Origin of the sequence: Faecalibacterium sp. Marseille-P9312 (assembly GCF_902497445.1) — a bacterium.
Taxonomy (GTDB): domain Bacteria; phylum Bacillota; class Clostridia; order Oscillospirales; family Ruminococcaceae; genus Faecalibacterium; species Faecalibacterium longum.
The window spans coordinates 127,245-149,835 of record NZ_CABVEW010000001.1 but is presented as its reverse complement, the minus strand read 5'-3'; the positions used below and the strand labels follow the sequence as shown (position 1 = coordinate 149,835).

Annotated in this window: 24 protein-coding genes and 1 other annotated feature; of the genes, 5 read left to right on the top strand and 19 right to left on the bottom strand. The window is 58.6% G+C overall.

Annotated elements, in window-relative coordinates:
* Positions 1-6: 6 nt before the first annotated feature.
* The 6 genes from radA to queA form a co-directional block, all read right to left on the bottom strand.
* A complete protein-coding gene (gene radA, locus F3G95_RS00760; protein ID WP_149793376.1) occupies positions 7-1,419 on the bottom strand; it encodes a DNA repair protein RadA in 1,413 nt (470 codons plus the stop codon).
* An 83-nt stretch (positions 1,420-1,502) separates the two neighbouring features.
* Complete coding sequence (locus tag F3G95_RS00755; protein ID WP_149793375.1) at positions 1,503-2,255, bottom strand: hypothetical protein; 753 nt, start codon at positions 2,253-2,255, stop codon at positions 1,503-1,505.
* Between the two features lie 57 nt (positions 2,256-2,312).
* Positions 2,313-2,699 carry a TIGR04086 family membrane protein gene (locus tag F3G95_RS00750; protein ID WP_149793374.1) on the bottom strand — a complete coding sequence of 129 codons (387 nt, stop codon included), beginning with the start codon at positions 2,697-2,699 and terminating at the stop codon, positions 2,313-2,315.
* A gap of 67 nt (positions 2,700-2,766) precedes the next feature.
* Positions 2,767-3,075, bottom strand: a complete 309-nt coding sequence (yajC, locus tag F3G95_RS00745; protein WP_149793373.1) for a preprotein translocase subunit YajC — start codon at positions 3,073-3,075, stop codon at positions 2,767-2,769.
* A gap of 72 nt (positions 3,076-3,147) precedes the next feature.
* Positions 3,148-4,293 carry a tRNA guanosine(34) transglycosylase Tgt gene (gene tgt / locus F3G95_RS00740; RefSeq protein WP_149793372.1) on the bottom strand — a complete coding sequence of 382 codons (1,146 nt, stop codon included), beginning with the start codon at positions 4,291-4,293 and terminating at the stop codon, positions 3,148-3,150.
* Between the two features lie 112 nt (positions 4,294-4,405).
* Entirely contained in the window at positions 4,406-5,434 is a 1,029-nt protein-coding gene (gene queA / locus F3G95_RS00735) for a tRNA preQ1(34) S-adenosylmethionine ribosyltransferase-isomerase QueA (RefSeq protein ID WP_149793371.1), read from the bottom strand.
* A 152-nt stretch (positions 5,435-5,586) separates the two neighbouring features.
* Between queA and asd the strand changes: the two genes are divergently transcribed.
* From asd to F3G95_RS00710, 5 genes are all read left to right on the top strand, one after another.
* Complete coding sequence (gene asd / locus F3G95_RS00730; RefSeq protein ID WP_149793370.1) at positions 5,587-6,669, top strand: aspartate-semialdehyde dehydrogenase; 1,083 nt, start codon at positions 5,587-5,589, stop codon at positions 6,667-6,669.
* 47 nt (positions 6,670-6,716) lie between these two features.
* Positions 6,717-7,610 (top strand): 4-hydroxy-tetrahydrodipicolinate synthase, encoded by an 894-nt coding sequence (gene dapA, locus F3G95_RS00725; protein WP_149793369.1) that lies wholly within the window; start codon positions 6,717-6,719, stop codon positions 7,608-7,610.
* A gap of 75 nt (positions 7,611-7,685) precedes the next feature.
* A complete protein-coding gene (dapB, locus tag F3G95_RS00720; protein WP_149793368.1) occupies positions 7,686-8,444 on the top strand; it encodes a 4-hydroxy-tetrahydrodipicolinate reductase in 759 nt (252 codons plus the stop codon).
* Between the two features lie 55 nt (positions 8,445-8,499).
* The gene (locus tag F3G95_RS00715) at positions 8,500-9,786 is read left to right on the top strand and encodes a CapA family protein (protein ID WP_149793367.1); all 1,287 of its coding nucleotides are present in this window, start codon (positions 8,500-8,502) and stop codon (positions 9,784-9,786) included.
* Positions 9,787-9,829: 43 nt separating this feature from the next.
* A complete protein-coding gene (locus F3G95_RS00710) occupies positions 9,830-10,297 on the top strand; it encodes an ACT domain-containing protein (RefSeq protein ID WP_149793366.1) in 468 nt (155 codons plus the stop codon).
* A gap of 123 nt (positions 10,298-10,420) precedes the next feature.
* On the opposite strand, the gene tyrS is transcribed toward F3G95_RS00710, so the two are convergent.
* The 13 genes from tyrS to F3G95_RS00645 form a co-directional block, all read right to left on the bottom strand.
* Positions 10,421-11,641, bottom strand: a complete 1,221-nt coding sequence (gene tyrS / locus F3G95_RS00705) for a tyrosine--tRNA ligase (RefSeq protein ID WP_149793365.1) — start codon at positions 11,639-11,641, stop codon at positions 10,421-10,423.
* 63 nt (positions 11,642-11,704) lie between these two features.
* Positions 11,705-11,953, bottom strand: a binding site (T-box leader).
* A 52-nt stretch (positions 11,954-12,005) separates the two neighbouring features.
* Positions 12,006-13,673, bottom strand: a complete 1,668-nt coding sequence (gene recN / locus F3G95_RS00700; protein WP_149793364.1) for a DNA repair protein RecN — start codon at positions 13,671-13,673, stop codon at positions 12,006-12,008.
* A 16-nt stretch (positions 13,674-13,689) separates the two neighbouring features.
* Positions 13,690-14,178, bottom strand: a complete 489-nt coding sequence (locus F3G95_RS00695) for an arginine repressor (protein WP_149793363.1) — start codon at positions 14,176-14,178, stop codon at positions 13,690-13,692.
* Between the two features lie 21 nt (positions 14,179-14,199).
* A complete protein-coding gene (locus F3G95_RS00690) occupies positions 14,200-15,051 on the bottom strand; it encodes an NAD(+)/NADH kinase (RefSeq protein WP_149793362.1) in 852 nt (283 codons plus the stop codon).
* 32 nt (positions 15,052-15,083) lie between these two features.
* Positions 15,084-15,887: a TlyA family RNA methyltransferase gene (locus tag F3G95_RS00685; RefSeq protein ID WP_149793361.1), complete on the bottom strand. Its 804-nt coding sequence runs from the start codon at positions 15,885-15,887 to the stop codon at positions 15,084-15,086.
* A complete protein-coding gene (gene dxs / locus F3G95_RS00680; protein WP_149793360.1) occupies positions 15,884-17,767 on the bottom strand; it encodes a 1-deoxy-D-xylulose-5-phosphate synthase in 1,884 nt (627 codons plus the stop codon). Before dxs ends, F3G95_RS00685 begins: the two co-directional genes overlap by 4 nt.
* 45 nt (positions 17,768-17,812) lie before the next feature.
* The gene (locus F3G95_RS00675) at positions 17,813-18,286 is read right to left on the bottom strand and encodes a divergent PAP2 family protein (RefSeq protein WP_149793359.1); all 474 of its coding nucleotides are present in this window, start codon (positions 18,284-18,286) and stop codon (positions 17,813-17,815) included.
* Between the two features lie 121 nt (positions 18,287-18,407).
* Complete coding sequence (locus F3G95_RS00670) at positions 18,408-19,298, bottom strand: polyprenyl synthetase family protein (protein ID WP_149793358.1); 891 nt, start codon at positions 19,296-19,298, stop codon at positions 18,408-18,410.
* Positions 19,299-19,327: 29 nt separating this feature from the next.
* Positions 19,328-19,549, bottom strand: coding sequence for an exodeoxyribonuclease VII small subunit (xseB, locus tag F3G95_RS00665; protein WP_243130229.1), 222 nt, complete (start codon positions 19,547-19,549; stop codon positions 19,328-19,330).
* Positions 19,527-20,750 (bottom strand): exodeoxyribonuclease VII large subunit, encoded by a 1,224-nt coding sequence (gene xseA, locus F3G95_RS00660; protein WP_149793357.1) that lies wholly within the window; start codon positions 20,748-20,750, stop codon positions 19,527-19,529. Before xseA ends, xseB begins: the two co-directional genes overlap by 23 nt.
* On the bottom strand, positions 20,738-21,679 hold the full coding sequence (locus F3G95_RS00655) for a glycoprotease (protein WP_149793356.1): 942 nt from the start codon (positions 21,677-21,679) through the stop codon (positions 20,738-20,740). The genes xseA and F3G95_RS00655 overlap by 13 nt, the downstream gene beginning before the upstream one ends.
* Entirely contained in the window at positions 21,676-22,110 is a 435-nt protein-coding gene (gene nusB, locus F3G95_RS00650; RefSeq protein WP_015564113.1) for a transcription antitermination factor NusB, read from the bottom strand. The genes F3G95_RS00655 and nusB overlap by 4 nt, the downstream gene beginning before the upstream one ends.
* An 80-nt stretch (positions 22,111-22,190) precedes the next feature.
* Positions 22,191-22,577 carry an Asp23/Gls24 family envelope stress response protein gene (locus F3G95_RS00645; protein ID WP_149793355.1) on the bottom strand — a complete coding sequence of 129 codons (387 nt, stop codon included), beginning with the start codon at positions 22,575-22,577 and terminating at the stop codon, positions 22,191-22,193.
* Positions 22,578-22,591 lie beyond the last annotated feature (14 nt).

Here is a 22,591-nt window from a genome sequence, read left to right as displayed (position 1 = left end):
TTATGGTCACAGACGGTCAGATTTCAGGGCATGGATGGCGTCCGAGATATAGGCGGCACCGACAAGCTTCATGCCGGGATAATCGGCGGCGTTCAGATGTGCAAGGCTGTGCTTTGGTACGACGGCACGCTCAAAGCCGATACGTTCCGCTTCCCGCAGACGCTGCTCCAGATTCGGCACGCTGCGCACCTCGCCGCCGAGGCCAACTTCACCAATGGCGATGAGCTTATCGCTCACGGGGCAGTCCAGAAGCGAAGACACCATGCTCAGACAGACGGCAAGGTCGCAGGCGGTATCCCGCAGGGTGATGCCGCTGACGATGTTGATATATACGTCCAGATTGCCGAAGAAATAGCCTGCACGCTTTTCCAGCACGGCAATGAGCAGATTCATGCGGTTGTAGTCGTAACCGCTGCAGGCTCGCCGGGGTGCCGGAAAATTCGTCTTGGTCGCAAGGGCCTGTATCTCGCTGAGAATGGGGCGGCTGCCTTCCATAGTACAGGCGACGCAGTTCCCGGAAACGCCCAGCGGACGGCCTTCCAGGAGCATCTGGGACGGATTTTCGATTTCCTCAAGGCCCTGCCCTGTCATATCAAACATACCAAGCTCGTTGGTGGAGCCATAGCGGTTCTTAGCCGCCCGCAGGATGCGGTATGGCAGCATTTTGTCTCCCTCAAAGTAAAGAACCGTATCCACGATATGCTCCATGACCTTCGGGCCTGCGATAGCACCGTCCTTGTTGACATGGCCCACGATAAACATCGGGATCTCCTGCTTTTTAGCGACAGCCAGCAGGCGGGCCGCACTCTCTTTCACCTGACTGACCGTGCCGGACGAAGACGAGATGTCCATACACCGCATGGTCTGGATGGAGTCGATGACGACCAGTTCCGGCTTTTCCTTCTCGATGAGGCCGCAGATCTCGTCTACGTCGTTTTCTGCCGCCAGATAGATGTTATCCTGCGGGACTTTCAGGCGGGCCGCACGCAGCTTGACCTGACGGACAGACTCTTCGCCCGTGATATACAGCACCGTGTGCTGGTTGGAGATGGCACCGCAGAGCTGCAAAAGCATCGTAGATTTGCCTACGCCCGGCTCACCGCTCAGCAGTACGACGCCGCCCAACACGATGCCACCGCCCAGTACGCGGTCAAGCTCGGAAATGCCCGTCAGGATGCGGCTCTTTTCCTCGGTCGTGCTGATGTCGGCCAGACGCCTTGCCGTCAGCGAGGTGACGCCCTCCTGCCGGACAGGCGCAGCGGCTTTGCCGCCGGAAAGCCCGGCCTTGGGCGCTTCGGCGACCACATCCTCATTCATGGTGTTCCAACTGCCGCAGCTGGGGCAGCGGCCCATCCAGCGGGGGCTTGTCTCTCCACAGTTGGAGCAGACGTATACGGTTTTCAGCTTCGGTTCTTTCATTCTGGACTCCCTGTTTTCATTTCATGAAAATCATTTTCTTTATCATACCACATCCGGCCCAAGGCCGCAAGAAAGCCGGGCGCTTATCCGGCCTGCATCAGACGATTTGCAAGACACACAAGGCCGGTGGCCGCACCGCAGAGCGGGCAGAGACAGACCGCCAGTAAGGCGAATTGCCCCACCAGGAGCCGTGCTCCTGCCGGATGGCTTCCCTTATCCCCTCTGCCGAAAGAGAACGCATGGATCCGGCTACTGACCTGCAGAGCCGAGGCACCGAACAGGCAGAGCGCACCCGCCGCCAGCGCCGTCGGCAGGCTGGCGGTGAGCAAAAAGAGAACGAGCTGTTTTGCCCCGAGGCTATTCAGGAGCTGCGCCGAGAGCAGGCCGGAGCCTGTCCCGTATAACATCGCAAACAGAAAGATGGGCAGCGGCCCCACTGCCGAAAGCCCCAGCAGGAGGAACACTGCCGCCGCCCCGAGGACGACAGCCAGCTCAGCCCCGAATAGTCCCACCGCCTGTGCTGTACTGGACGCCGCGAACACTCCGCGCCAGCAGTCCAGATAATAGGCCAGCGTTTCCATCTCTTCAGCGTCGCACAGCGCCTGCAGGACGCCCGCCATCAGCGTACCGAAGAGATAGGCCGCCGCCAGAAGGATGCAGTCCCGGCTGGCCTGGAAGGGCTTCCGCCGGGGAGCTTTCTGAGGCGGCCTTTCCGTCAGCCGCCCGGAAGCAGGCGTCATGGCTTCTTTTTCTGCCACAGACTCGCCTGCTGTATCTTCCGGCAGCGTCGGCACAAGCGCCGCTGCATTTGTTTTCGTTTCCTGATAGACCCACATCGTGCTTTTTCCCTCCTGCTTTTGTTGTGTATGGCCGCTGTAGCGTGGACTGAGCATTCAGCGCCGCTTTCGCTCCGCGCGCAGCATTCCGAGGATCCCGCCCAGAACCCCCATCAGCAGGACAAGCCCCGCCCGGACGAACTGCATCGTTTCCCACTCACTCTGGTACAGTGTACCCAGAATAAAAAGCAGCCCTGCAAAGAGAACTCCTTCCGCTGAGCCCCAGACGAGCCCTTTGCCCTTTTGCAGAATGGCCATCAGCAGACCGCTGAGAAAGCTGCCGAGACAGACTGCCGCTGTGGCCAGCGGAGCAGCGGCCTCCTGCGTCAGGCCCTGTTTGACCATCAGCCAGCCGAACCCTGCCAGGCTCACGGCTGCTGCCGCACTGCCCACTCCGAAAACGACCAGCAGCCCTATCGCCGGGAACCTCTTGGTATCAGACATAAAAACGCGCCTCCCTGCACCTACTGTATGCAGGGAGACGCGTTCAAAGCACGAATCCGGAAAATTATTACTTCTTGGGGGCGTTGTCCATGTTCAGCTTTTCGACAGAGCTGATGGCGTTCTTGGTGAAGCGGATCTTCACACGGTCAGCGCCAGTCTCCAGCACGAAGGTGTCGTCCTTGATAGCGACCACACGGCCGATGACGCCGCCGATGGTGGTGACCTGATCGCCGATCTCCAGAGAAGAGCGCATTGCAGCGTCCTTCTTCTCCTGCTTTTTCTGGGGACGGTAGATCATGAAGTAGAGCATCACCAGCATCAGAGCCAGAGTAAAGAAAAGGCTGATGTAGCTTTCGGTCGTAGTCAGAAATTGCATTGGGCAAAATCTCCTCTCAAATTCATATGACCTTATTATACGCGCTTATCCAGCATGTTTCAAGGCTAAATCTCAAATTCGTGTGTCGAGCAGCTTGACATAGCGGTCATGGAAGGCGGTAAAGGTGCCTGCATCCAGCTCATCGCGGATGCGCTCCATCAGGTGATTGTAGAACCAGAGGTTGTGCATGACGGCCAGACGCATACCCAGCAGTTCCTCTGCCTTGAACAGGTGGCGGATATAGGCGCGGGAGTAGTTCCGGCAGGCCGGGCAGCCGCAGGCGGGGTCGATGGGGCGCTCGTCGCGCTCGTACTTGGCGTTCTTGATGTTGATGATGCCGCCCCAGGTGTTCAGGTGGCCGTGGCGGGCATTGCGGCTGGGCATGACGCAATCGAAGAGGTCCACGCCGCGGGAGACGGCCTCGATGATGTTGCCGGGAGTGCCTACGCCCATCAGGTAACGGATCTTATCCTTGGGCATATAGGGCTCGACTGCGCTGATCATCTCGTACATCACCTCAGTGGGCTCACCCACAGCGAGGCCGCCGATGGCGTAGCCGTCCAGGTCCAGGTCGGCGATCTGCTTCATGTGCTCCACGCGCAGGTCGGCGAAGGTGCAGCCCTGATTGATGCCGAAGAGCAGCTGGTCGGGGTTGACGGAGATGCCTTCATGCTTCAGGCGGGCCATCTCATCCTTGCAGCGCTTGAGCCAGCGGGTGGTGCGCTCGCAGCTGGCTTTGGAGTAATCGTGCTGGGCGGGGTTCTCGACACACTCGTCAAAGGCCATGGCAATAGTGGAACCGAGGTTTGCCTGGATCTGCATACTTTCCTCAGGACCCATGAAGATGCGGTGGCCGTCGAGGTGAGAGGCAAAGGTCACGCCCTCCTCGGTGATCTTGCGCAGCTTTGCGAGGCTGAACACCTGAAATCCGCCGCTGTCGGTGAGGATGGGGCCGTTCCAGCGGGTGAACTTGTGCAGACCGCCCATCTCTGCCACCAGCTTGTCGCCGGGACGCAGATGCAGATGGTAGGTGTTGCAGAGCATGACCTGCGCACCGATGTCCTTCAGGTCATGGGCAGACAGGCCGCCCTTGATGGCGCCGGCGGTGGCAACATTCTGGAATGCGGGGGTCTGCACCGTGCCGTGTACGGTCTTGAACTCGCCCCGCCGGGCGTTGTGCTCCTGCTTGAGCAGCTTGTAGGTCGTCAAAGAAGGCATAATATTTTTCCTTTCTGCGCACGGAAAACAGCCGTGCATCCTGCCGCAGGGGGCGTATGCTCTCGCTGCGGATACAGAGTCGGGATATTACAGCGGCGAAGCGCTATAATAGTTACAAGATCAGCATCGCATCGCCAAAGCTGAAGAACCGATATTTCTGCTCGACAGCCACCTTATAGGCGGCCATCGTCTTTTCGTAGCCGTACAGCGCCGACACCAGCATGATGAGGGTGCTTTCGGGCAGATGGAAGTTGGTGATAAGGCCGTCGATGCAGTTGAACTTGACACCGGGATAGAGGAAGATGTCGGTGTTGCCGCTGCAGGCTTTGATCTCGCCGTACTTGGCGGCGACAGCTTCCAGCGTGCGGCAGCTGGTGGTGCCTACGGCGATGACACGATGGCCTGCTGCCTTGGTGTCATGGATGAGCTTTGCAGTCTCCTCGCTGACGGAGTACCACTCGCTGTGCATCTTGTGGTCGGAGATCTCGTCTTCCTGCACGGGGCGGAAGGTGCCGAGGCCGACATGGAGCGTCACCTCGGTGATGTTGACGCCCTTGGCGCGGATGGTATCCATCAGCTCTGGCGTGAAGTGGAGGCCAGCCGTGGGAGCGGCAGCGCTGCCCAGCTCCTTGGCGTAGACAGTCTGATACTGGCTCTGGTCGTCCAGCTGCTTGGTGATATAGGGCGGCAGAGGCATCTTGCCGAACTCGTCCAGCTTCTCGTAGAGGGTCTCAGTGTCGTAGTAGAAAGTGACGAACTTATTGCCGTCTTCCAGCGTCTCGTCCACGATGGCCGTCAGGCTGCCGTCGCCAAAGCTGACCTTGGTACCGGGCTGCATCCGCTTGCCGGGCTTTGCAAGGCACTCCCACTGGTCGCCCTTCACCTGCCGCAGGAGCAGCAGCTCGCAGACGGCGCCGGTGGGCTGCTTGATGCCCACGATGCGGGCGGGCAGGACCTTGGAGTTGTTGACCACCAGCAGGTCGCCCGGCTCGAGGTATTCGGGCAGGTCGTGGAAGATGCGGTGCTGGATGCTGTCGTCTTTCTGGCTCAGGACCATCAGACGGGCCGCATCACGGGGGGACGCAGGCTCCTGTGCAATAAGCTCTTTGGGTAAATCATACCAAAAATCTTTTTTTAACATAGTTAGCATTTGCCTTTCCGATGATTGACACGAATGCCGTATCAATGTTATCATAAAATCTGTATAGCGGTATCTATTATATTGCATAGACGTCTGCTTTGCAAGCGGAGTCTTATGCGAATTGGCTTTTTTTGAAAGGAAAGGTGCTGGAAATGGATAAACAATATAAAGTGGGCGTCGTCGGTGCCACCGGTATGGTAGGCCAGCGTTTTGTTACTCTGCTCGAAAATCATCCCTGGTTCAAGCTGACGACTCTGGCCGCTTCCGGCCGGAGCGCTGGCAAGACCTATGAGGAGGCTGTCGGTTCCCGCTGGGCCATGACCACCCCGATGCCGGAGAGCGTCAAGAAGATGGTGGTGCTGGATGCATCCAAGGTGGAGGAGGTCGCCTCTCAGGTGGACTTTATCTTCTGCGCCGTCAATATGCCGAAGGACGAGATCAAGGCTCTGGAAGAGGCTTACGCCAAGGCAGAATGCCCCGTCGTCTCCAACAACAGCGCAAACCGCTTCACTCCGGACGTGCCGATGGTCGTGCCTGAGATCAACGCCGACCACATCGACATCATCCCCGCTCAGCGCAAGCGCCTGGGTACCAAGCGCGGCTTCATCGCCGTCAAGTCCAACTGCAGCCTGCAGAGCTATGTCCCTGCCCTGCACCCCCTGATGAAGGATTTCGGCGTCAGCAAGGCTCTGGTCTGCACCTATCAGGCCATTTCCGGTGCCGGCAAGACCTTCGATCGGATGCCTGAGATCATCGACAACGTCATCCCCTACATCGGCGGCGAGGAAGAAAAGAGCGAGCGTGAGCCTCTCAAGCTGTGGGGTCATATTGAGGGCGACCACATCGTCAACGCCGAGAAGCCTGTCATCACTGCCCAGTGCTTCCGTGTGCCCGTCTCTGACGGTCACACCGCCGCTGTCTTCGTAAGCTTTGATAAGAAGCCCAGCAAGGAAGAGATCCTCAAGGCTTGGGCCGAGTTCCGCGGCCCCGCACAGGAACTGGACCTGCCCAGTGCACCCAAGCAGTTCCTCCACTACTTCGAGGAGAACGACCGTCCCCAGCCCAAGCTGGACCGCAACACCGAGCACGGCATGGCCGTCTGCATCGGCCGTCTGCGTGAGGACACCCTGTTTGATTACAAGTTCGCCTGCATGAGCCACAACACCCTGCGCGGCGCTGCCGGAGGCGCAGTGCTGCTGGCTGAGCTGCTGGCAGCCAAGGGCTATTTTGACTGATCTGCGCACTTTTTGAACTTCAACGCGCTGCAAAGGAGTTTTTTGCTATGAAGAATCCTGTTTTTACTGGTGCGGGTGTTGCCATCATCACCCCGATGTACGAGGACGGCAGCATCAATTTTGATGAGCTGGGCCGCATCGTTGAGGATCAGATCGCCCGCGGCACCGACGCCATCGTCATCTGCGGCACCACCGGCGAGTGCTCTACCATGACCGACGAGGAGCAGCTGGCCGCCATCAAGTATACCGTGGACCTCGTGAACCATCGTGTGCCTGTCATCGCCGGTGCCGGTTCCAATGACACCGACCACGGCTGTGCTCTGGCTGCAAAGTCTGCCGCCTGCGGCGCAGACGCTCTGCTGCTGGTGACCCCCTACTACAACAAGACCTCTCAGGCTGGCCTTGTCGCCCACTTCACCGCAATGGCAGAGGCCGGCGGCATTCCGGTCATCCTGTATAACGTGCCTTCCCGCACCGGCCTGAACATCGCCCCCGAGACGGCCAAGGAGCTGAGCAAGCACCCGCTCATCAACGGCATCAAGGAAGCCTCCGGCAATATCGGTCAGGTGGCAAAGATCGCGGCCCTCTGCGGCGATGAACTGAACATCTACTCCGGCAACGATGACCAGGTGGTTCCCCTGCTGTCTCTGGGCGGCAAGGGCGTCATCAGCGTCGTCTCCAATGTCAAGCCTGAGCTTGTTCACAACTGCTGCAAGGCATGGTTCGATGGTGATACCGCCAAGGCCCGCGAGCTGCAGCTGGAGATGCTGCCCCTGTGCGATGCGCTCTTCTGCGAGGTCAACCCCATCCCGGTCAAGTACGCCATGAATGTGCTGGGCTGGGAGGCCGGTGAGTGCCGGCTGCCCCTCGTGGAGCCCGGCGACGCACACAAGGAGCAGATCGAGCAGGCTCTGCAGGCTGCAGGTCTTATCAAGGAATAAACGATTTTATGTGCAAATGCCCGGCGAGACAGATCTCCGGGCATTTGCCGTATGATAAAAAAGAGGATAATAACAATGACGGATATTATCATTCAGGGCATCGGAGGCCGGATGGGCCATGTGCTGTGCGAGATGATCGCCCAGCGTGAGGATTGCCGCGTCGTGGCCGGCATCGACATGAAGGACGGCGAGATGAACGGCATTCCCGTGTACGACAGTCTGGACAAGCTGGACGGCAAGGGCGACGTCGTCATCGACTTCAGCGCTCCGGCAGCTGTCGAGAAGGCTCTGCCCTACTGTGAGGCTCACAAGCTGCCCATCGTAGTCTGCACCACCGGTCTTTCCGAGGAACTGCAGCTGAAGCTCGTCCAGCTCTCCCGCAGCATCCCGGTGTTCAAGAGCGCCAATATGTCCATGGGCATCAACGTCCTGTCCGAGCTGTGCAAGCGTGCATCGGCCATTCTGGGCGCAAACTACGACATCGAGATCGTTGAGCAGCACCATCACAACAAGCTGGACGCTCCCAGCGGCACGGCTCTGATGCTGGCTGATGCCATCAACGAAGAAAACGACGGCGCATACCATTACGTCTATGACCGCTCCTCCGTCCGCCAGAAGCGTGACCCCAAGGAAATCGGCATCAGCGCCGTGCGCGGCGGCAGCATCGTGGGCGACCATGAGGTGCTGTTCTGCGGCCCGGACGAGGTCATCACCCTCCGCCATACGGCATATTCCCGCAATATTTTTGCAAATGGCGCAATAAATGCTGCCGTTTATCTTGCAAAAAAGGAGCCCGGCCTGTACAATATGAGTAACATGATCGCAGAGATGTAAGCTTTTCTGCGCATGGCATCATAAGGCACGGTATCGTGCGTCAGGAGACGAGCCTATGGCCAAGCACGCAAAGCACGCAGCCCCTCCCCGCCGTCGGCGTTCCGCCCAAAAGCACACCTCGCATAAGGGCGTCACCCTGTACACACTGGGGGTCCTGCTGGTGGCTGTATCGGTGCTGCTCTCTCTGAGCTTCTGGCCCCGCCGCAGCGTGGATGCAGTTCCTCCGGCAGTGGAGGTGGAGTCCCCTGCTGTTTCGGAGGAGCTTGCCGTGCCTGAACCGCAGCCTGTCGTCACGACACTGCGCTTCTCGGCTACAGGGGACAACCTCATTCATGCACCCATCTATTCGCAGGCCGCCCGGCGGGCTGCAGAGGGCGAAGGATACAGCTTCGATTACTGCTATAGGAATCTGCTCGATTTCTATGCACAGCAGGACATCAACTGGATCAATCAGGAGACACTCTGCAGCAAAGAGCTTGCGCCCTCTACCTATCCCTGCTTCTCGACCCCCGGCGAGTGCGCCGAAGCGCTTTACCGGGCAGGCTTCCGGGTGTTCAGTCTCTCGAACAATCACACCTACGATAAGGGAGCTGCGGGCATTGCCGCCACCCTCCGATTCTGGGAGACGATGCCCGAGGATGTGATCACCACCGGCCTGTGGAAGGGCGAGGCAGACTATGGCCGCATCCCCATCCAGACAGTAGACGGCGTAAAGATCGCGTACCTTTCCTACACCGAGCACACCAACGGCATCCCCCGGAACAGCAAGATGACCGCAAACATCATCTACACCAGCCAGCAGGATGTCATGGAACAGCAGGTGCGGGCGGCCCGGCAGGAGGCCGATTTTGTGGTAGTCGGCGTACACTGGGGCGTCGAGGACAGCCACAACATCACACAGGCGCAGCGCACCTTAGCTCAGTCTCTGGCCGACTGGGGCGCAGATGTGATCATCGGAACCCACCCGCACGTCCTGCAGGACGCCGAATGGCGCACCGCAGCCGATGGACGGAACGTATTTGTGGCCTATTCGCTGGGAAATTTCCTGAGTACCCAAAGCAAGCCTGACCAGCTCATCGGCGCGATTCTGACGTTGGAGCTGGAGCAGACCACCGAGCCGGACGGCAGCGTCCATTGCGCAGTGCGCGGCCCGAAGCTCCATGTGACCGTGACCCACTATGACGCCGGAAAGTCTAATGTCCGCACGTATCTGTTCCGGGATTACACGCCGGAGCTTGCACAGGCCCATGGCGTCCGCGCCGCGTATCCTTCTTTTGGGTACGATTACATCCGCCAGACGGCACAGACCTACATCAACAGCGAATTTTTGGAGCTTGCATAAAGCTTGTATCAGAATGCCCGATGGGCAGAATGGAGTGTTTACTATGTACGGTGTATCCAAAATCAATATTGAGCCGAGCCTGATGATGATCAGTGTGCAGGATGCCGAGTTCAAGGGCAACACGATGGCACGTTATCTGCAGATCTTCGCCGACACTGGCGTCGTGGTGGATATGATCAGCCAGAGCGCTCCCCACGGCACCAGCATGGACTTCAGCTTCACGGCATCCAGCAGCGACCTGCCGCTGGTCATGAAGGCCATCTCTGCGGCAAATCTGGACAAGGACGCCAAGGCTTCTCCCCTCATCAGCGTGGGCTACTCCAAGCTGAATCTCTTCGGTGAGGAGATGGTCACCAGCTGCGGCGTCGCCGCCCGCGCCCTGAATGCTCTGGCAATGGCAGGCATCGAAGTTCTGCTCATCACCACCAGCGATTTGGACATTTCCCTTCTGGTCCGTTCGGAGAACGAGGACGCAGCCTATGAGGCCCTGAAAAAGGCTTACGAGCTGTAATAACGATATTAAGCAGCACCCGTGTCTGATAAAACAGGCATGGGTGCTGTTGCAGCAAAAGACCCGGCGGGTCTCCCCTCTGCGGAGAGGAACCAGCCGGGTCTTTTTATTTTATCAGAAGATTTACAGGCTCACCTTGTGGTAGACCTTCTTGCCTTTCTTGATGACGATGCCCTTGGACAGCTGCTCAGCAGTGAAGCTGACCGTGGGAGCAGCGACCTTCTCACCGTCCACCAGAACACCGCCCTGCACGACGAGACGGCGGGCCTCACCGTTGGAAGCAGCCAGACCAGCCTTGACCATCAGGGTCAGGATGCCGATGGAGCCGTCGGTCAGGTCAGCCTCGGTCAGCTGAGTGTTGGGCATATGCTCAGCATCACCGGCAGCACCGCTGAACAGGGCGCGGGCTGCATTCTGGGCCTTGGCGGCCTCCTCTTCGCCGTGGACCATCTTGGTCAGCTCGAAGGCGAGGATCTCCTTGGCCTCGTTGAGGCGCTGGTCCTTCCAGGTGCTCATCTCGTCGATCTGCTCCAGCGGCAGGAAGGTCAGCATACGGATGCACTTCATGACATCCGAATCGCCGACGTTGCGCCAGTACTGATAGAACTCGAAGGGGCTGGTCTTGTTGGGGTCGAGCCAGACGGCGTTGCCGGCGGTCTTGCCCATCTTCTTGCCCTGAGAGTCGGTCAGCAGGGTGATGGTCATAGCATAAGCATCCTTGCCCAGCTTGCGGCGGATAAGCTCGGTGCCGCCCAGCATATTGCTCCACTGGTCATCGCCGCCGAACTGCATGTTGCAGCCGTAATGCTGGAACATGTAGTAGAAGTCGTAGCTCTGCATGATCATGTAGTTGAACTCGAGGAAGGACAGGCCCTTCTCCATGCGCTGCTCATAGCACTTGGCGCGCAGCATGTTGTTGACGGAGAAGCAGGCACCCACGTCGCGCAGCAGCTCGACGTAGTTCAGGTTCAGCAGCCAGTCGGCGTTGTTCAGCATCAGAGCCTTGCCGTCGGAGAAGTCGATGAACTTCTCCATCTGCTTCTTGAAGCAGGCGGCGTTGTGGGCGATGTCCTCCTTGGTCAGCATCTTGCGCATATCGGTGCGGCCAGAGGGGTCGCCGATCATGGTGGTGCCGCCGCCGATGAGGGCGATGGGCTTGTTGCCTGCCATCTGCAGACGCTTCATCAGGGTCAGGGCCATGAAGTGGCCGGCAGTCAGGCTGTCGGCGGTGCAGTCAAAGCCGATGTAGAAGGTGGCCTTGCCGTTGTTGATGAGGTCGATGATCTCGTCATCGGTGATCTGAGCCACGAGGCCGCGGGCCTTGAGTTCTTCGTACAGAGTCATAAAAATTTCCTCCTGTTTGTCGGGCAGAGGGAAAATAAAACGCCCCCTGCCAAAATAAATTTGGCAGAGGGCGATAAAATTCGCGGTACCACCTCTGTTTGCCGCCTCTTCACAGAGACGGCCTCACGAGTGCGCACCCCAGAGTAGAGTGACACTCCTGCGTTTGTAACGCTCGCACGCGGCACAGCCTACTATTCGTTCAGCCTGCGGCTCAGGGACGTATTTCGCCTGCGTCTCTGCAGCCCCTTTCACCAGCCGGGGCCTCTCTGGGCAGAGCGCATCAGGGTACTCGGTTCCCATCTTCGCCTTTCAACGAGATTCAGTTTAGCACATCCCTGCCGGAATGTCAAGCGCTGGCTTTTTCTTATTTTTCTGCGTTCCGGCCCAGCATTTCCCGGGCATTGGCCAGCGAAAGCTCTGTGACATGGTCGCCGGAGATGAGGCGGGCCAGCGCCTCTACACGGCCATTCTCGTCCAGCGGGTGTATCTCAGTATAGGTACGCTCGTTCGTGATATTTTTCTGAATGAGCAGATGGCAGTCGGCCAGCGCAGCGATCTGTGCGGTATGAGTGATGCAGAGGATCTGATGGCCCTCGGCGCTCTGACGCAATACCTCGCCGATACGGCTGGCTGCTTTGCCCGATACGCCGCTGTCGATCTCGTCATAGATGACCGTCGGCACGGCATCCTTATCAGCCATTGCGTTTTTAATGGCAAGGGTAATACGGCTCAACTCACCGCCCGAGGCGATCTTTGCCAGAGGCTTCGGGGCTTCGCCGGGGTTTGTGGAGATATAGAACTCGATGCTGTCCTGTCCATGGCTGGCCAGCGGCCCACGCGAATGGCGAAGCGTCATCCGCACGCCCGGCATATTCAGGAAGTCCAGCGTACCAGAGATGCGCTTGTTCAGCTCATCAAAAGCTTTCAGACGGGTCTGGGTCAGGGCTTCGGCTTTTTCCCGCGCAAGGGTGTAAAGGCGGCGCTGCTCTTTCTGCAAGTGCTCTACCCTCTCCTGCGAGGACTGTATCATCTCAAGTTCTTTCCGCGCCCGTTCGCCAAAGGCAAGGATGTCCTCTACGGTGTCTCCGTACTTCCGACGGAGCTTATAGATAAGGTCGATGCGCTGCTCGATCTCGTCCAGCTCTGCGTCGTTGGTGTCGTAGGCATCCAGACGGCCAATGAGGTCTGCGGCGACGTCCTTTGCGGTGTAATAAAGGTCGAGCAGCTGGCCCGCACCGGCAGACAGCTCTCCGTCGAGCTGTGCCGCTGCGTCCACAGCGTTGGAGGCTTCGCCCAGAAGGTCAACAGCCCCCGGGGCCTCGTCGCCGCCAGAGAGCAGCGCGTAACACTGTGCGATACGGTCCCGGATGATGGAAGCGTTCGCCAGCACTTTGCGGCGGCTTTCCAGCGTCTGCTCCTCCCCTGCCGTCAGGCCGGCATCGTCGATCTCCTGCACCTGATAGCTCAGCAGGTCGATACGGCGCTGCTTTTCGTTCTCGTCGGTTATCATGGCGTCCAGCGTCTTTTTGACGCCGACCAGTTCCCGGTAGATAGCATAATACGCCTGATATTCAGCACTGTTCTGGGCGTAAGCATCCAGAATGCCCTCATGGCGGGCCGGGTTCAGCAGGCCCACGGAGTCATGCTGACCGTTGATGTTGATAAGCCCCCCGCAAAGCTCCCGCAGGACGGCGGCAGTGGCCGGCATCCCGTTGATACGGCAGGTGCTCTTGCCCTCGGCGGTGATCTCACGGCTGAGCAGCAGGGCCTCCGAGCGCTCATAGCCTGCCTTTTCGAGGCTGTCGAGAACAGCAGGCGGCACGTCCTCGAACGCCGCCCGGATGACGGCCTTGGCCGCGCCGGTGCGCACGAGATCCTTGGAAGTGCGGTTGCCCAGAATGGCGTTGATGGAGTCGATAAGGATGGATTTGCCTGCGCCCGTCTCACCGGTCAGGACATTGAGCCCCTTCTCAAAGTGGACATTGGCTTTCTGGATAACTGCAACATTTTCGATTTGCAGGCTGCTCAGCATAGTTTCACTCCCGCGTTTATTTCTGCCCGATATGACGGGTCAGTTCCGAACAGATGGTCTTTGCATCCCGCTCCGAACGGGCTACGATAAGGAATGTATCGTCGCCGGAAAGCGTACCGACGACATTCTTCCATTTCAAGGCGTCGAACACCTCACAGGCAGCGTTCGCCATGCCGGAGTAGCACTTCACCAGCACGACATGTCCGGCAAAATCCACCCCCAGCACCGACTCGTGGAATATCGTCTCGAACCGGCCCTGCATCTTGGGGTTGAGGCTTTCGTTATGGCTGGAAACGTAGCGATAGCCGTCGGCGGTGGCAGCTTTGACGAGGCACAGCTCCCGAATGTCCCGGGAAATGGTAGCCTGTGTCACCTCGAAGCCCTCCTGGCGCAGATGCTCAAGAAGTACCTCCTGTCGGCTGATGGGATGCTCCTGAATGAGGCGGAGGATCGTCTGCTGACGTTCCGTCTTGCCTTTTGCCTCAGCTGGATTGTTTCGGCCCATATTCCTTGCCTCCTCTTGTTATTATCTCCGGCTGCGCAGCTTCTGGTCGATGGCCTGAAACTGGTCTGCCCTGCTGAAGGTAACGAGCTGTACGATCTGGTCAGAGAGGCGTATCTCCGCCGTCGAGCCGGCACTGAGCGGATATTCCGCTGCGCCGTCGCAGCTCAGGAACACTTCGTTGTCGATGACCTGCCCCACACAGATGTTTATTTTGCGCTCCTGCGCAAAGACCATTGCGGGGCTGGTCAGACTGTGGGGACAGATGGGCGTGACGACGATGCCCTTGGTCTGCGAGTCCAAGATCGGCCCGCCGGCCGCCAGCGAATAGGCTGTAGAGCCTGTGGGGGTCGCCACGATGACGCCGTCACCACGGTAATGCTCTACAAGGATGTCGTCGCAGTAGATGCTGAAGTCGATGGCCTGCTGCAGACGGCCTTTCGTCACGACCACATCGTTGAGGGCATGGCCTTCCCAGCCATCCTCGCCCAGCACCCGCACATAGAGCAGCATCCGGCTGTCCAGAAGATACTCTCCCCGCACCAGAGCGGCGAGTTTTTCTTCCATTTCATCCACCTCACAGGTGGCGAGGAAGCCGCAACGTCCGATGTTAATGCCGAGGATGGGCTTTTGATATTGCAGCGTAAAATTTGCCTCGTGCAGGATGGTACCGTCGCCGCCGATGGTCAGGATGACATCGGTGCGCGGAAGGCATTCTTCCAAAGGAAGGTACTGTACACCTTCCACGTAGCAGGACTCTTTCAGGTCATCCCGCATCAGGACGACAGCTTCCTGCATCAGCAGGAGCTGCGCTGCCCGGCGGGCAGTGTCGGCAGCCTGTTCCTTTCCGGGGTTTGGCGAAATGTAAACAGTCATAGGGCGGTTTATTCCTCCGTCTCCCAGCAGATTTACTTGTCCAGAGAGCTGTGGCTTGCCGCTACGACCTGCTCGGCGACGGAATCATCCAGCACACCGGGCTGTTCGCTCTTCTGGACGAACATCAGGTACTCGATGTTGCCCTCAGGGCCTTTGACGGGGCTGAAATCCAGTCCGCGCACGACGAAACCGTTTGCAGCGGCATAGCCCATCGCATTGTGGAGCACTTCGCGGTGGGTGGCAGGGTCGCGGACGACACCGTTTTTGCCCACCTTCTCGCGGCCAGCCTCGAACTGAGGCTTGACGAGGCAGACGCCCATTGCGTCGGGCGTCGTGATGGCCTGCGCCACCGGGAAGATATGATGCAGCGAGATAAACGACACATCCACGCTGAAAAACTCGATAGGCTCTGCCAGCATGTCCAGCGTGACATTGCGGATGTTGGTGCGCTCCATGTTGACGACGCGCTCGTCGGTGCGCAGGCTCCATGCCAGCTGACCGTAACCGACGTCCACGGAATAGACCTTGACCGCGCCGTTCTGCAGCATACAATCGGTAAAGCCGCCGGTGGATGCACCAATGTCCATACAGACCTTGCCGTTCGGCGTCAGAGGAAAGCACTGCATTGCCTTTTCCAGCTTGAGGCCGCCGCGGCTGACATAGCCGATGTCATGGCCTCGCACCTCGACCTTGGCGTCTTCCTTTATCATCTCACCAGCCTTGTCCACCTTCTGCTCGTTGACAAAAACGACACCGGCCATGATGAGGGCTTTGGCGCGCTCACGGCTCTGGATCATGCCGTGCTGCACCAGATATTGATCCAAACGAATTTTCAAAGTGTTTTCTCTCCTTTCGGGTCTGCTTCCCGCACGGCCTCGGCCAGATGTGCGGCATCCAGACCGGTCACCTGTTTGATTTGAGGCACCGTCGCATGAGGCAGACACAGCTCCCTCACGGCACGGTGGATGTACCGGCCCTGCCAGCCAGCATCCTGCAGGGCGCGGGCAAGATGTTCGCCGATGCCGCCGCAGGCCACACACTCTTCGGCCATCAGAACGACGGGATAGGAAGAAAGGTCATGGATCAGTTCTTCCTCAAACGGGAAGATGCGCACCAGCTTATAAACATCGCAGGGGATGCCCTCTTTGGCCAGCATCTCTGCCGCTGCAAGAACATCTTCTACCTCGTCGGCGTAGCTCACCAGTGCGGCTTTTGCACCCGGTGTGAAAATGAGTTTATCGTACTCCCTGCCTGAGCAGCTGTATTTTGCCAGAGTTTTGCTCTCTCCGCCGCGGGGGTAACGGATGGCCCGGGGACCCTGCATCTCATGGCTCAGCAGGATGGGAAGCCAATGCCGCAGTTCTTCGTAGTTTGAAGGCGAATAGATGGGCATTCCGGTCTGGCTGAGAAAAGCGGGGTCATAGATCCCCTGGTGTGTCTCCCCGTCTTCGGGGACGAAACCTGCACGGTCCACCGCGAAGACGACATTTTCATGCAGAAGGTTGACGTCATGGATGATCTGGTCGTAGCTGCGCTGCAGGAAGGTCGAATAAATGCAGACCACCGGCAGCATCCCCTTGCTGGCCAGACCGGCTGCAAAGGTCACGGCATGCTGTTCGGCCATGCCGACATCGAAGAAGCGCTCCGGATGGGCATGACTGAAAAACTGCAGACCTGTGCCGTATTTCATGGCGGCAGTAATGGCACAGAGGGTCTTGTCGGTGTTTCCGGCGGCGCTGAGCGTCCGGCCAAAGGCACTCGAGAACGACTCTGCCGGAGCGACCTCGGGGTCAGGGATGCTGGTCGGGTCGAACTTGGAAACGCCATGGTAATTGCCGGGGTTCGACTCAGCAGGCGCATAGCCCTTGCCTTTCTTCGTCACGACATGGAGCAGCGTCGGCCCGGGCTGAGCACAAACGGTCTGGAAAATGCGCTCCAGTTCCGGCTCGTCGTGGCCGTCGATGAGGCCAAAATAGTGAAAACCCATATCCTCGAACATCGTGGAATGGCACATGGCCCGGCGGATCGCTTTTTTGCTGTTCTGAAGAGCGCTTTTGATGGGCGCTCCGATGACAGGCACACCGTTCAGAAAGCTGTTGACATTTTCCTTGGCCGTAAAATAGCCGTTCGTGGTGCGCAGATGGCCCAGATAGCCTGCCAGCGCACCGACATTGTGGGAAATGGACATCTTATTGTCGTTGAGGATGACCAGAAGATTGTCCAGCTTTCCGATATTGTTCATCCCCTCGTAGACCATGCCGCCGGTGAATGCACCGTCGCCGATGATGGCCACCACATGGCCCGGCTCCCCTTTCAGCTTTTTGGCCCATGCGATGCCGATGGCAACAGAAAGGGCCGTATTGCCGTGTCCGGCGATAAAAGCATCATGGGCGCTCTCATTGGGATTCGGAAAGCCCGAAAGGCCGTCCAGCTTCCGCAAGGTGCCAAAGCGCTGATACCGCCCGGTCAGGAGCTTATGGGTGTAGCACTGATGTCCTACGTCAAACACGAAAGCATCCTGAGGAGTCTCAAAGACACGGTGAAGTGCTACCGTCAACTCGACCGCACCGAGATTGGAGGCAAGATGACCTCCTGTTTTGGATACGCTGTCCAGCAGAAACTGACGGATCTCGCCGCAGAGCTGCTGGATCTGCGCGCTGCTCAAGCGCTTCAGGTCACGAGGCTGTGAAATATTCTGAAGCAATGAAGGATGCATAAAATGACTATCCTCCTCACATTTCAAATTCCGGATATTTTTTGATTAGACAAGGTGCATGGGATATAGGCAGCCGACCACGATGCCGACGACCATGCCGGCCATGACCTGCAGGGGCGTATGTCCGACCATCTCCTTCAGATGCATATTCTGCAAAAACGGAGAGTTCTTTTCGCTGATGTCGATCCACTCTTCGATCATCTGGTTGAGCACCTTGGCCTGCTCGCCCGTCTCGTGGCGCACGCCCATTGCGTCGTGCATGGTGATGATGGCGACCACACTGGCTACGGCAAAAATAGCCGAGCTGACTCCTTCGCTGCGGGCTGCGGCAATGACCATCGCGCAGACGGTCGCGCTGTGGGCACTGGGCATACCGCCGTCGCCCCACATCCGCTCGAGCTGGAACTTGCCCAGCAGGATAAAGTTGATGATGGTCTTGAGTACCTGTGCAACGAACCAGCCCATGATGGAAACGGTCAATATCTCGTTGACCGAGAACAATTCTTTGATAAATTGCATAGTTTGTTCACCTTCTTGAATTTTATCGCAATCCCACAGCCAGTGTCTCAAAAAGCAGCGCATTTGCGATAAGTAGTCCTGTGCGATCTCTGAGACGATCTCGGCGCAGAATGCGGCTGGCTCAGCTGCGGCGGTTCAGCAGTGTGCGGGCCAGCTGCTCCAAAAACGAACTCTTTTCGCCGAATGCGTCGCGTAGCGCTGTGCAGGTCTCGTCATTCAGCTTTTCCGCCAGCTGCATGGCACCGTCAACGCCGAACAGGGTGACAAAAGTCGTTTTGCCGTTTTCGCTGTCGCTGCCAATGGGTTTGCCCAGCTGCTCGGCGGTCCCGGTCACGTCCAGCACATCGTCCACGATCTGGAACACGAGACCGATGCCATAAGCATATGCTTCCAGCGTCTTACGCTGGACCTCATCGGCCTGTGCTGCAGCACCGCCCATCTGGATGGCTGCATTGATGAGTGCGCCGGTCTTGTGGCGGTGGATGAGACGGAGCTGTTCCTCGGCAGCGGCAAGCGCCTCGTATTTCAAATCGAGTTCCTGACCGTACACCATGCCTCGGCTGCCTGCACCTGCGCCCAGCGCCTGTGCCGCGTGGACACAGACAGAAGCGGGAGCAGGCGCACCGGCGACTGCCTCGAAAGCCTCGGTCAGCAGGACATCACCGGCCAGCATCGCGGTGGATTCGCCGAATGCCTTGTGGCAGGAGGGCTTGCCGCGGCGCATATCGTCGTTATCCATGCAGGGCAGATCATCGTGGATGAGCGAATAGCAGTGCAGCATCTCGACTGCGGCTGCAAACTGCTCAGCTGCCTCGGCATTGCCGTGGAGCATATCACACACGGCCAGCACCAGCACAGCGCGAATACGCTTGCCGCCGCCCAGCAGGCTGTAGCGTGCTGCGCGGCAGACGTCAGATCCCTCAGGAAGATAGCGCTCGCACGCCTGACTCAATGCCTTTTCTGCACGGGCCAGATATTCGTCATACTGTTTTTTATACTCTGCGCTCTCCATAATGGTTCCTCCCTGCAAGCTGGTTGCTTTTATTCTTCTGTTTCGGGGGCTGCCTTTTCGCTGCGGGCGGCGTCGATCTCCTCCATTTGGAGAGACGCTTTTTCCAGCGCAGCATGGCAGTATTCCATCAGCGAAGCCGCTTCTGCGTAGAGCTTGACCGACTCGGAAAGGGTCGTCTCTTCGCTCTGCATCTGGCTCAGGATAGTTTCCAGACGGGCCATGCCGTCTTCAAAGCTTTTGGGTGCTCTCATTCAGTTCCTCCACGGACATGACCGTACATTCTGCTGTGTGCGCTGCACCGCGCAGGGTGAGCTTATCACCGGCTGCAAGAGCGTCTGTACTGCACAGCCTGCCTTTGCTGTCGTATACCATCGCATAGCCGCGCCCCAGTACCCGGTAGGGGCTGAGCGAGTCGGCCAGCGCAGCGGCGTGGCGCAGCTGCGCCTGCCGCTGCTGAATGCAACTCTGTGCTGCGGCCTTAAGTTTTTCTTGCTTCACGGCAAGCTCTGCCTGCCCACCGGTCAATTTCCGACGGGTCATATCATAGGAAAGCTGCTGCTCAGCCATCATCAGACGACCAGACGCTGCATCCAGATGGTTCTGCATCGCATTCTGGCAGCTCTGCTCCAGCTGGGACAGCACCCGCAGAAGCTCTGCACGGTCCGGCACGGCTAGTTCTGCCGCAGCCGACGGGGTCGGCGCGCGACGGTCCGCCACAAAGTCCAAAATGGTAAAGTCTATCTCATGCCCGATGGCGCTGATGAGCGGCACTTTGCAGCGGTAGGCCGCCCGGGCGATGACCTCGGCGTTGAAGACCCAGAGGTCTTCCCTGCTGCCGCCGCCCCGGGCTACGATGATTTCGTCTGCCCGGCCGCTTTTGTCCAGCTTTCCAATGGCATCTGCAATCTGCTGCGCCGCTTCAAAGCCCTGCACATTGACCGGGCAGAGCAGAAGTTTTGCCGCAGGCCAGCGCCGACCAATAACATTGCGAATGTCCTGCAATGCCGCGCCGGTCTTGCTGGTGACGACGCCGATGCATTTGGGATACGCGGGCAGCGGCTTTTTGTGCTCTGCCGCAAAAAGCCCCTCCTGCTCGAGCCTGGCTTTCAGCTGCTCAAAAGCAAGCTGCGCCGCACCGATACCGTCCGGGAACATTTCGTTGACATAGATCTGGAACGCGCCGTCCCGCTCATAAAGAGTAGCACGGCATCGCACGACTACCTTCATGCCCTCTTCCGGGCGGAAGCCCAGCCGCCGCGCATCTGAGCGGAACATCACCGCTTTGACACTGGCGCTGGCGTCCCGGAGAGAGAAATAACAGTGGCCGCTGCGGGCGTTCTGTACGAAGTTTGCGATCTCGCCCCGCAGCGCCAAATCGAACAGGATGTCATTTGCATCCAGCAGCGTCTTGACATACTGGTTCAGGGCCGAGACAGTGATCACTTCAGCCATAGCCCGGCCTCCCGTGCGGCGAGGATAGACACGCCGATGGCGTTGTCACTGGAATACTGGCCGGGTACGAAATACACCTGCGGGAGGCGCTGCTGCACCCAGCTGCGGATAATGTCACTGCTCATGACGCCGCCTGCACAGACCACAGCAAGCCCGGGATATTCCTTCTGAGCCGCTTTGGTCATCTTGACCACGGTATCTGCCACGCAGAGCAGGCAGTACTTGCAGACATAGGCAGGGCTTTTGCCAGCTGTCAATAAAGCATTGCACTGGTTTTCCAGCCCGGAAAGGCTGCATTCCATACCGCGAACGCTGGATCTCGGTTTTATCGTCTCATCACATTCCGCGGCAAGACGGGAGACTTCGACGCCAGCCGGGAATCCAAAGCCCAGCTTGACACCCACACGGTCCACAGCCTGTCCGGCGTAGAGGTCGGAGCTGGTCCCCAGCGTCTCGATATGCTTCACTTCATCGCAAAGAAGCAGGTCAGTCGTGCCGCCGGAAATGTGGAACAGCAGTGTTTTCTCGCGGAAGAGCTCTTCACCCTTGGCCGCAAACAGTGCCGCCGCCGCATGGCCCTGCTGATGGGTCGTGCGGATGAGCGGGATGCCCCGGGCCAGCGCGAACGCCTCGGCAGCGCTGACACCCGCCAGAAAACAGGGCATATAACTGCCCTCTACCGGGCGCGGCTTTTCCGACACACCTATGGCGCTGATTTGGGTCAAGTCAAACTCGCTGCCCAGTTCTGCCAGCATCTCGGGCAGGGCGACTGTGTGATGAAAAAGGGCGTCGCTCTGGCGCAGGCCCAGCTGGCCCTCCTTCACCGGAAGGAAACGCTTTTTTGCGCAAACAACCTCTCCGGCTGTATTAAAGACGGCCAGAGAGGTTGCATAATTGCTGGTGTCGATGCCCAGCGTATAGCTGCTCACAGCTGCTCAGGCTCTGCGTCCAGACCCTGCTCGCGTGCCACCGTACCCAGCAGGCCGTTGACGAACTGATAATCCTCGTCTGCGCCATACTTTTTGGTCAGCTCGACTGCCTCATTGATGACGACGCCAGGCTTTTTCTCGTCGCCGTACAGCATCTCGGCCAGACCCAGACGGAGCACCGTCAGGCTCACGCGGGGCAGACGCTCCATCGTCCAGTTGCGCAGATGGGCGCTGATGAGGTCATCCACCTCTGCGGAATGCTCATAATAAGCCCGCAGCAGCCGCTGGCCAAAAACATCCACCGGATGCTCTTCATCGCACTCGTGGTGGTTGTCCAGAGCCTCCTGCAGGGGAATGTCACCAAAGGTCTGAGAAAATGCCAGCAGAAATGCATTTTCGCGTGCTTCACGACGGGGCAGAATATTTTCCATAATGTTCCTCTCACAGCGGCAAGGCCCTCCCTTTTGCGGGAAGGCCGGCCGCAATTTTCTTTTACGTTTTGTTTTTCGGCTCAGGCCTGCGGCTCAGCCGCCGGGGCCAGACCGGCAATGACGAGGTCAACGCGGCTGACCGTGACATTGGTCATGTTCTGGACGGCAGACTTGACGTTTTCCTGCACCTTTTCGGCCACAGCCGGGATGCGTGCGCCAAAGGCTGCTACAATTTCCAGAGTGATCTCTGCCGTGCCGTCCCGCATCTCTACGGTAACGGGCGACTGGACGTTGGCGCGCTCGAGAAGGTCTTTCACCTTCCGGTTCTGCTTGCCGCAGGACACTTCTGCCACACCCTCGATCTCCAGCGCTGCACAGCGGGCGATCTTGCCGATGACCTCTGTGGAGATCTGCAGACTGCCGCCTTTAAGATCCATGTTCTGTAAATCCATTCTATGGCCCTCCATCCAAAATGAGCGTA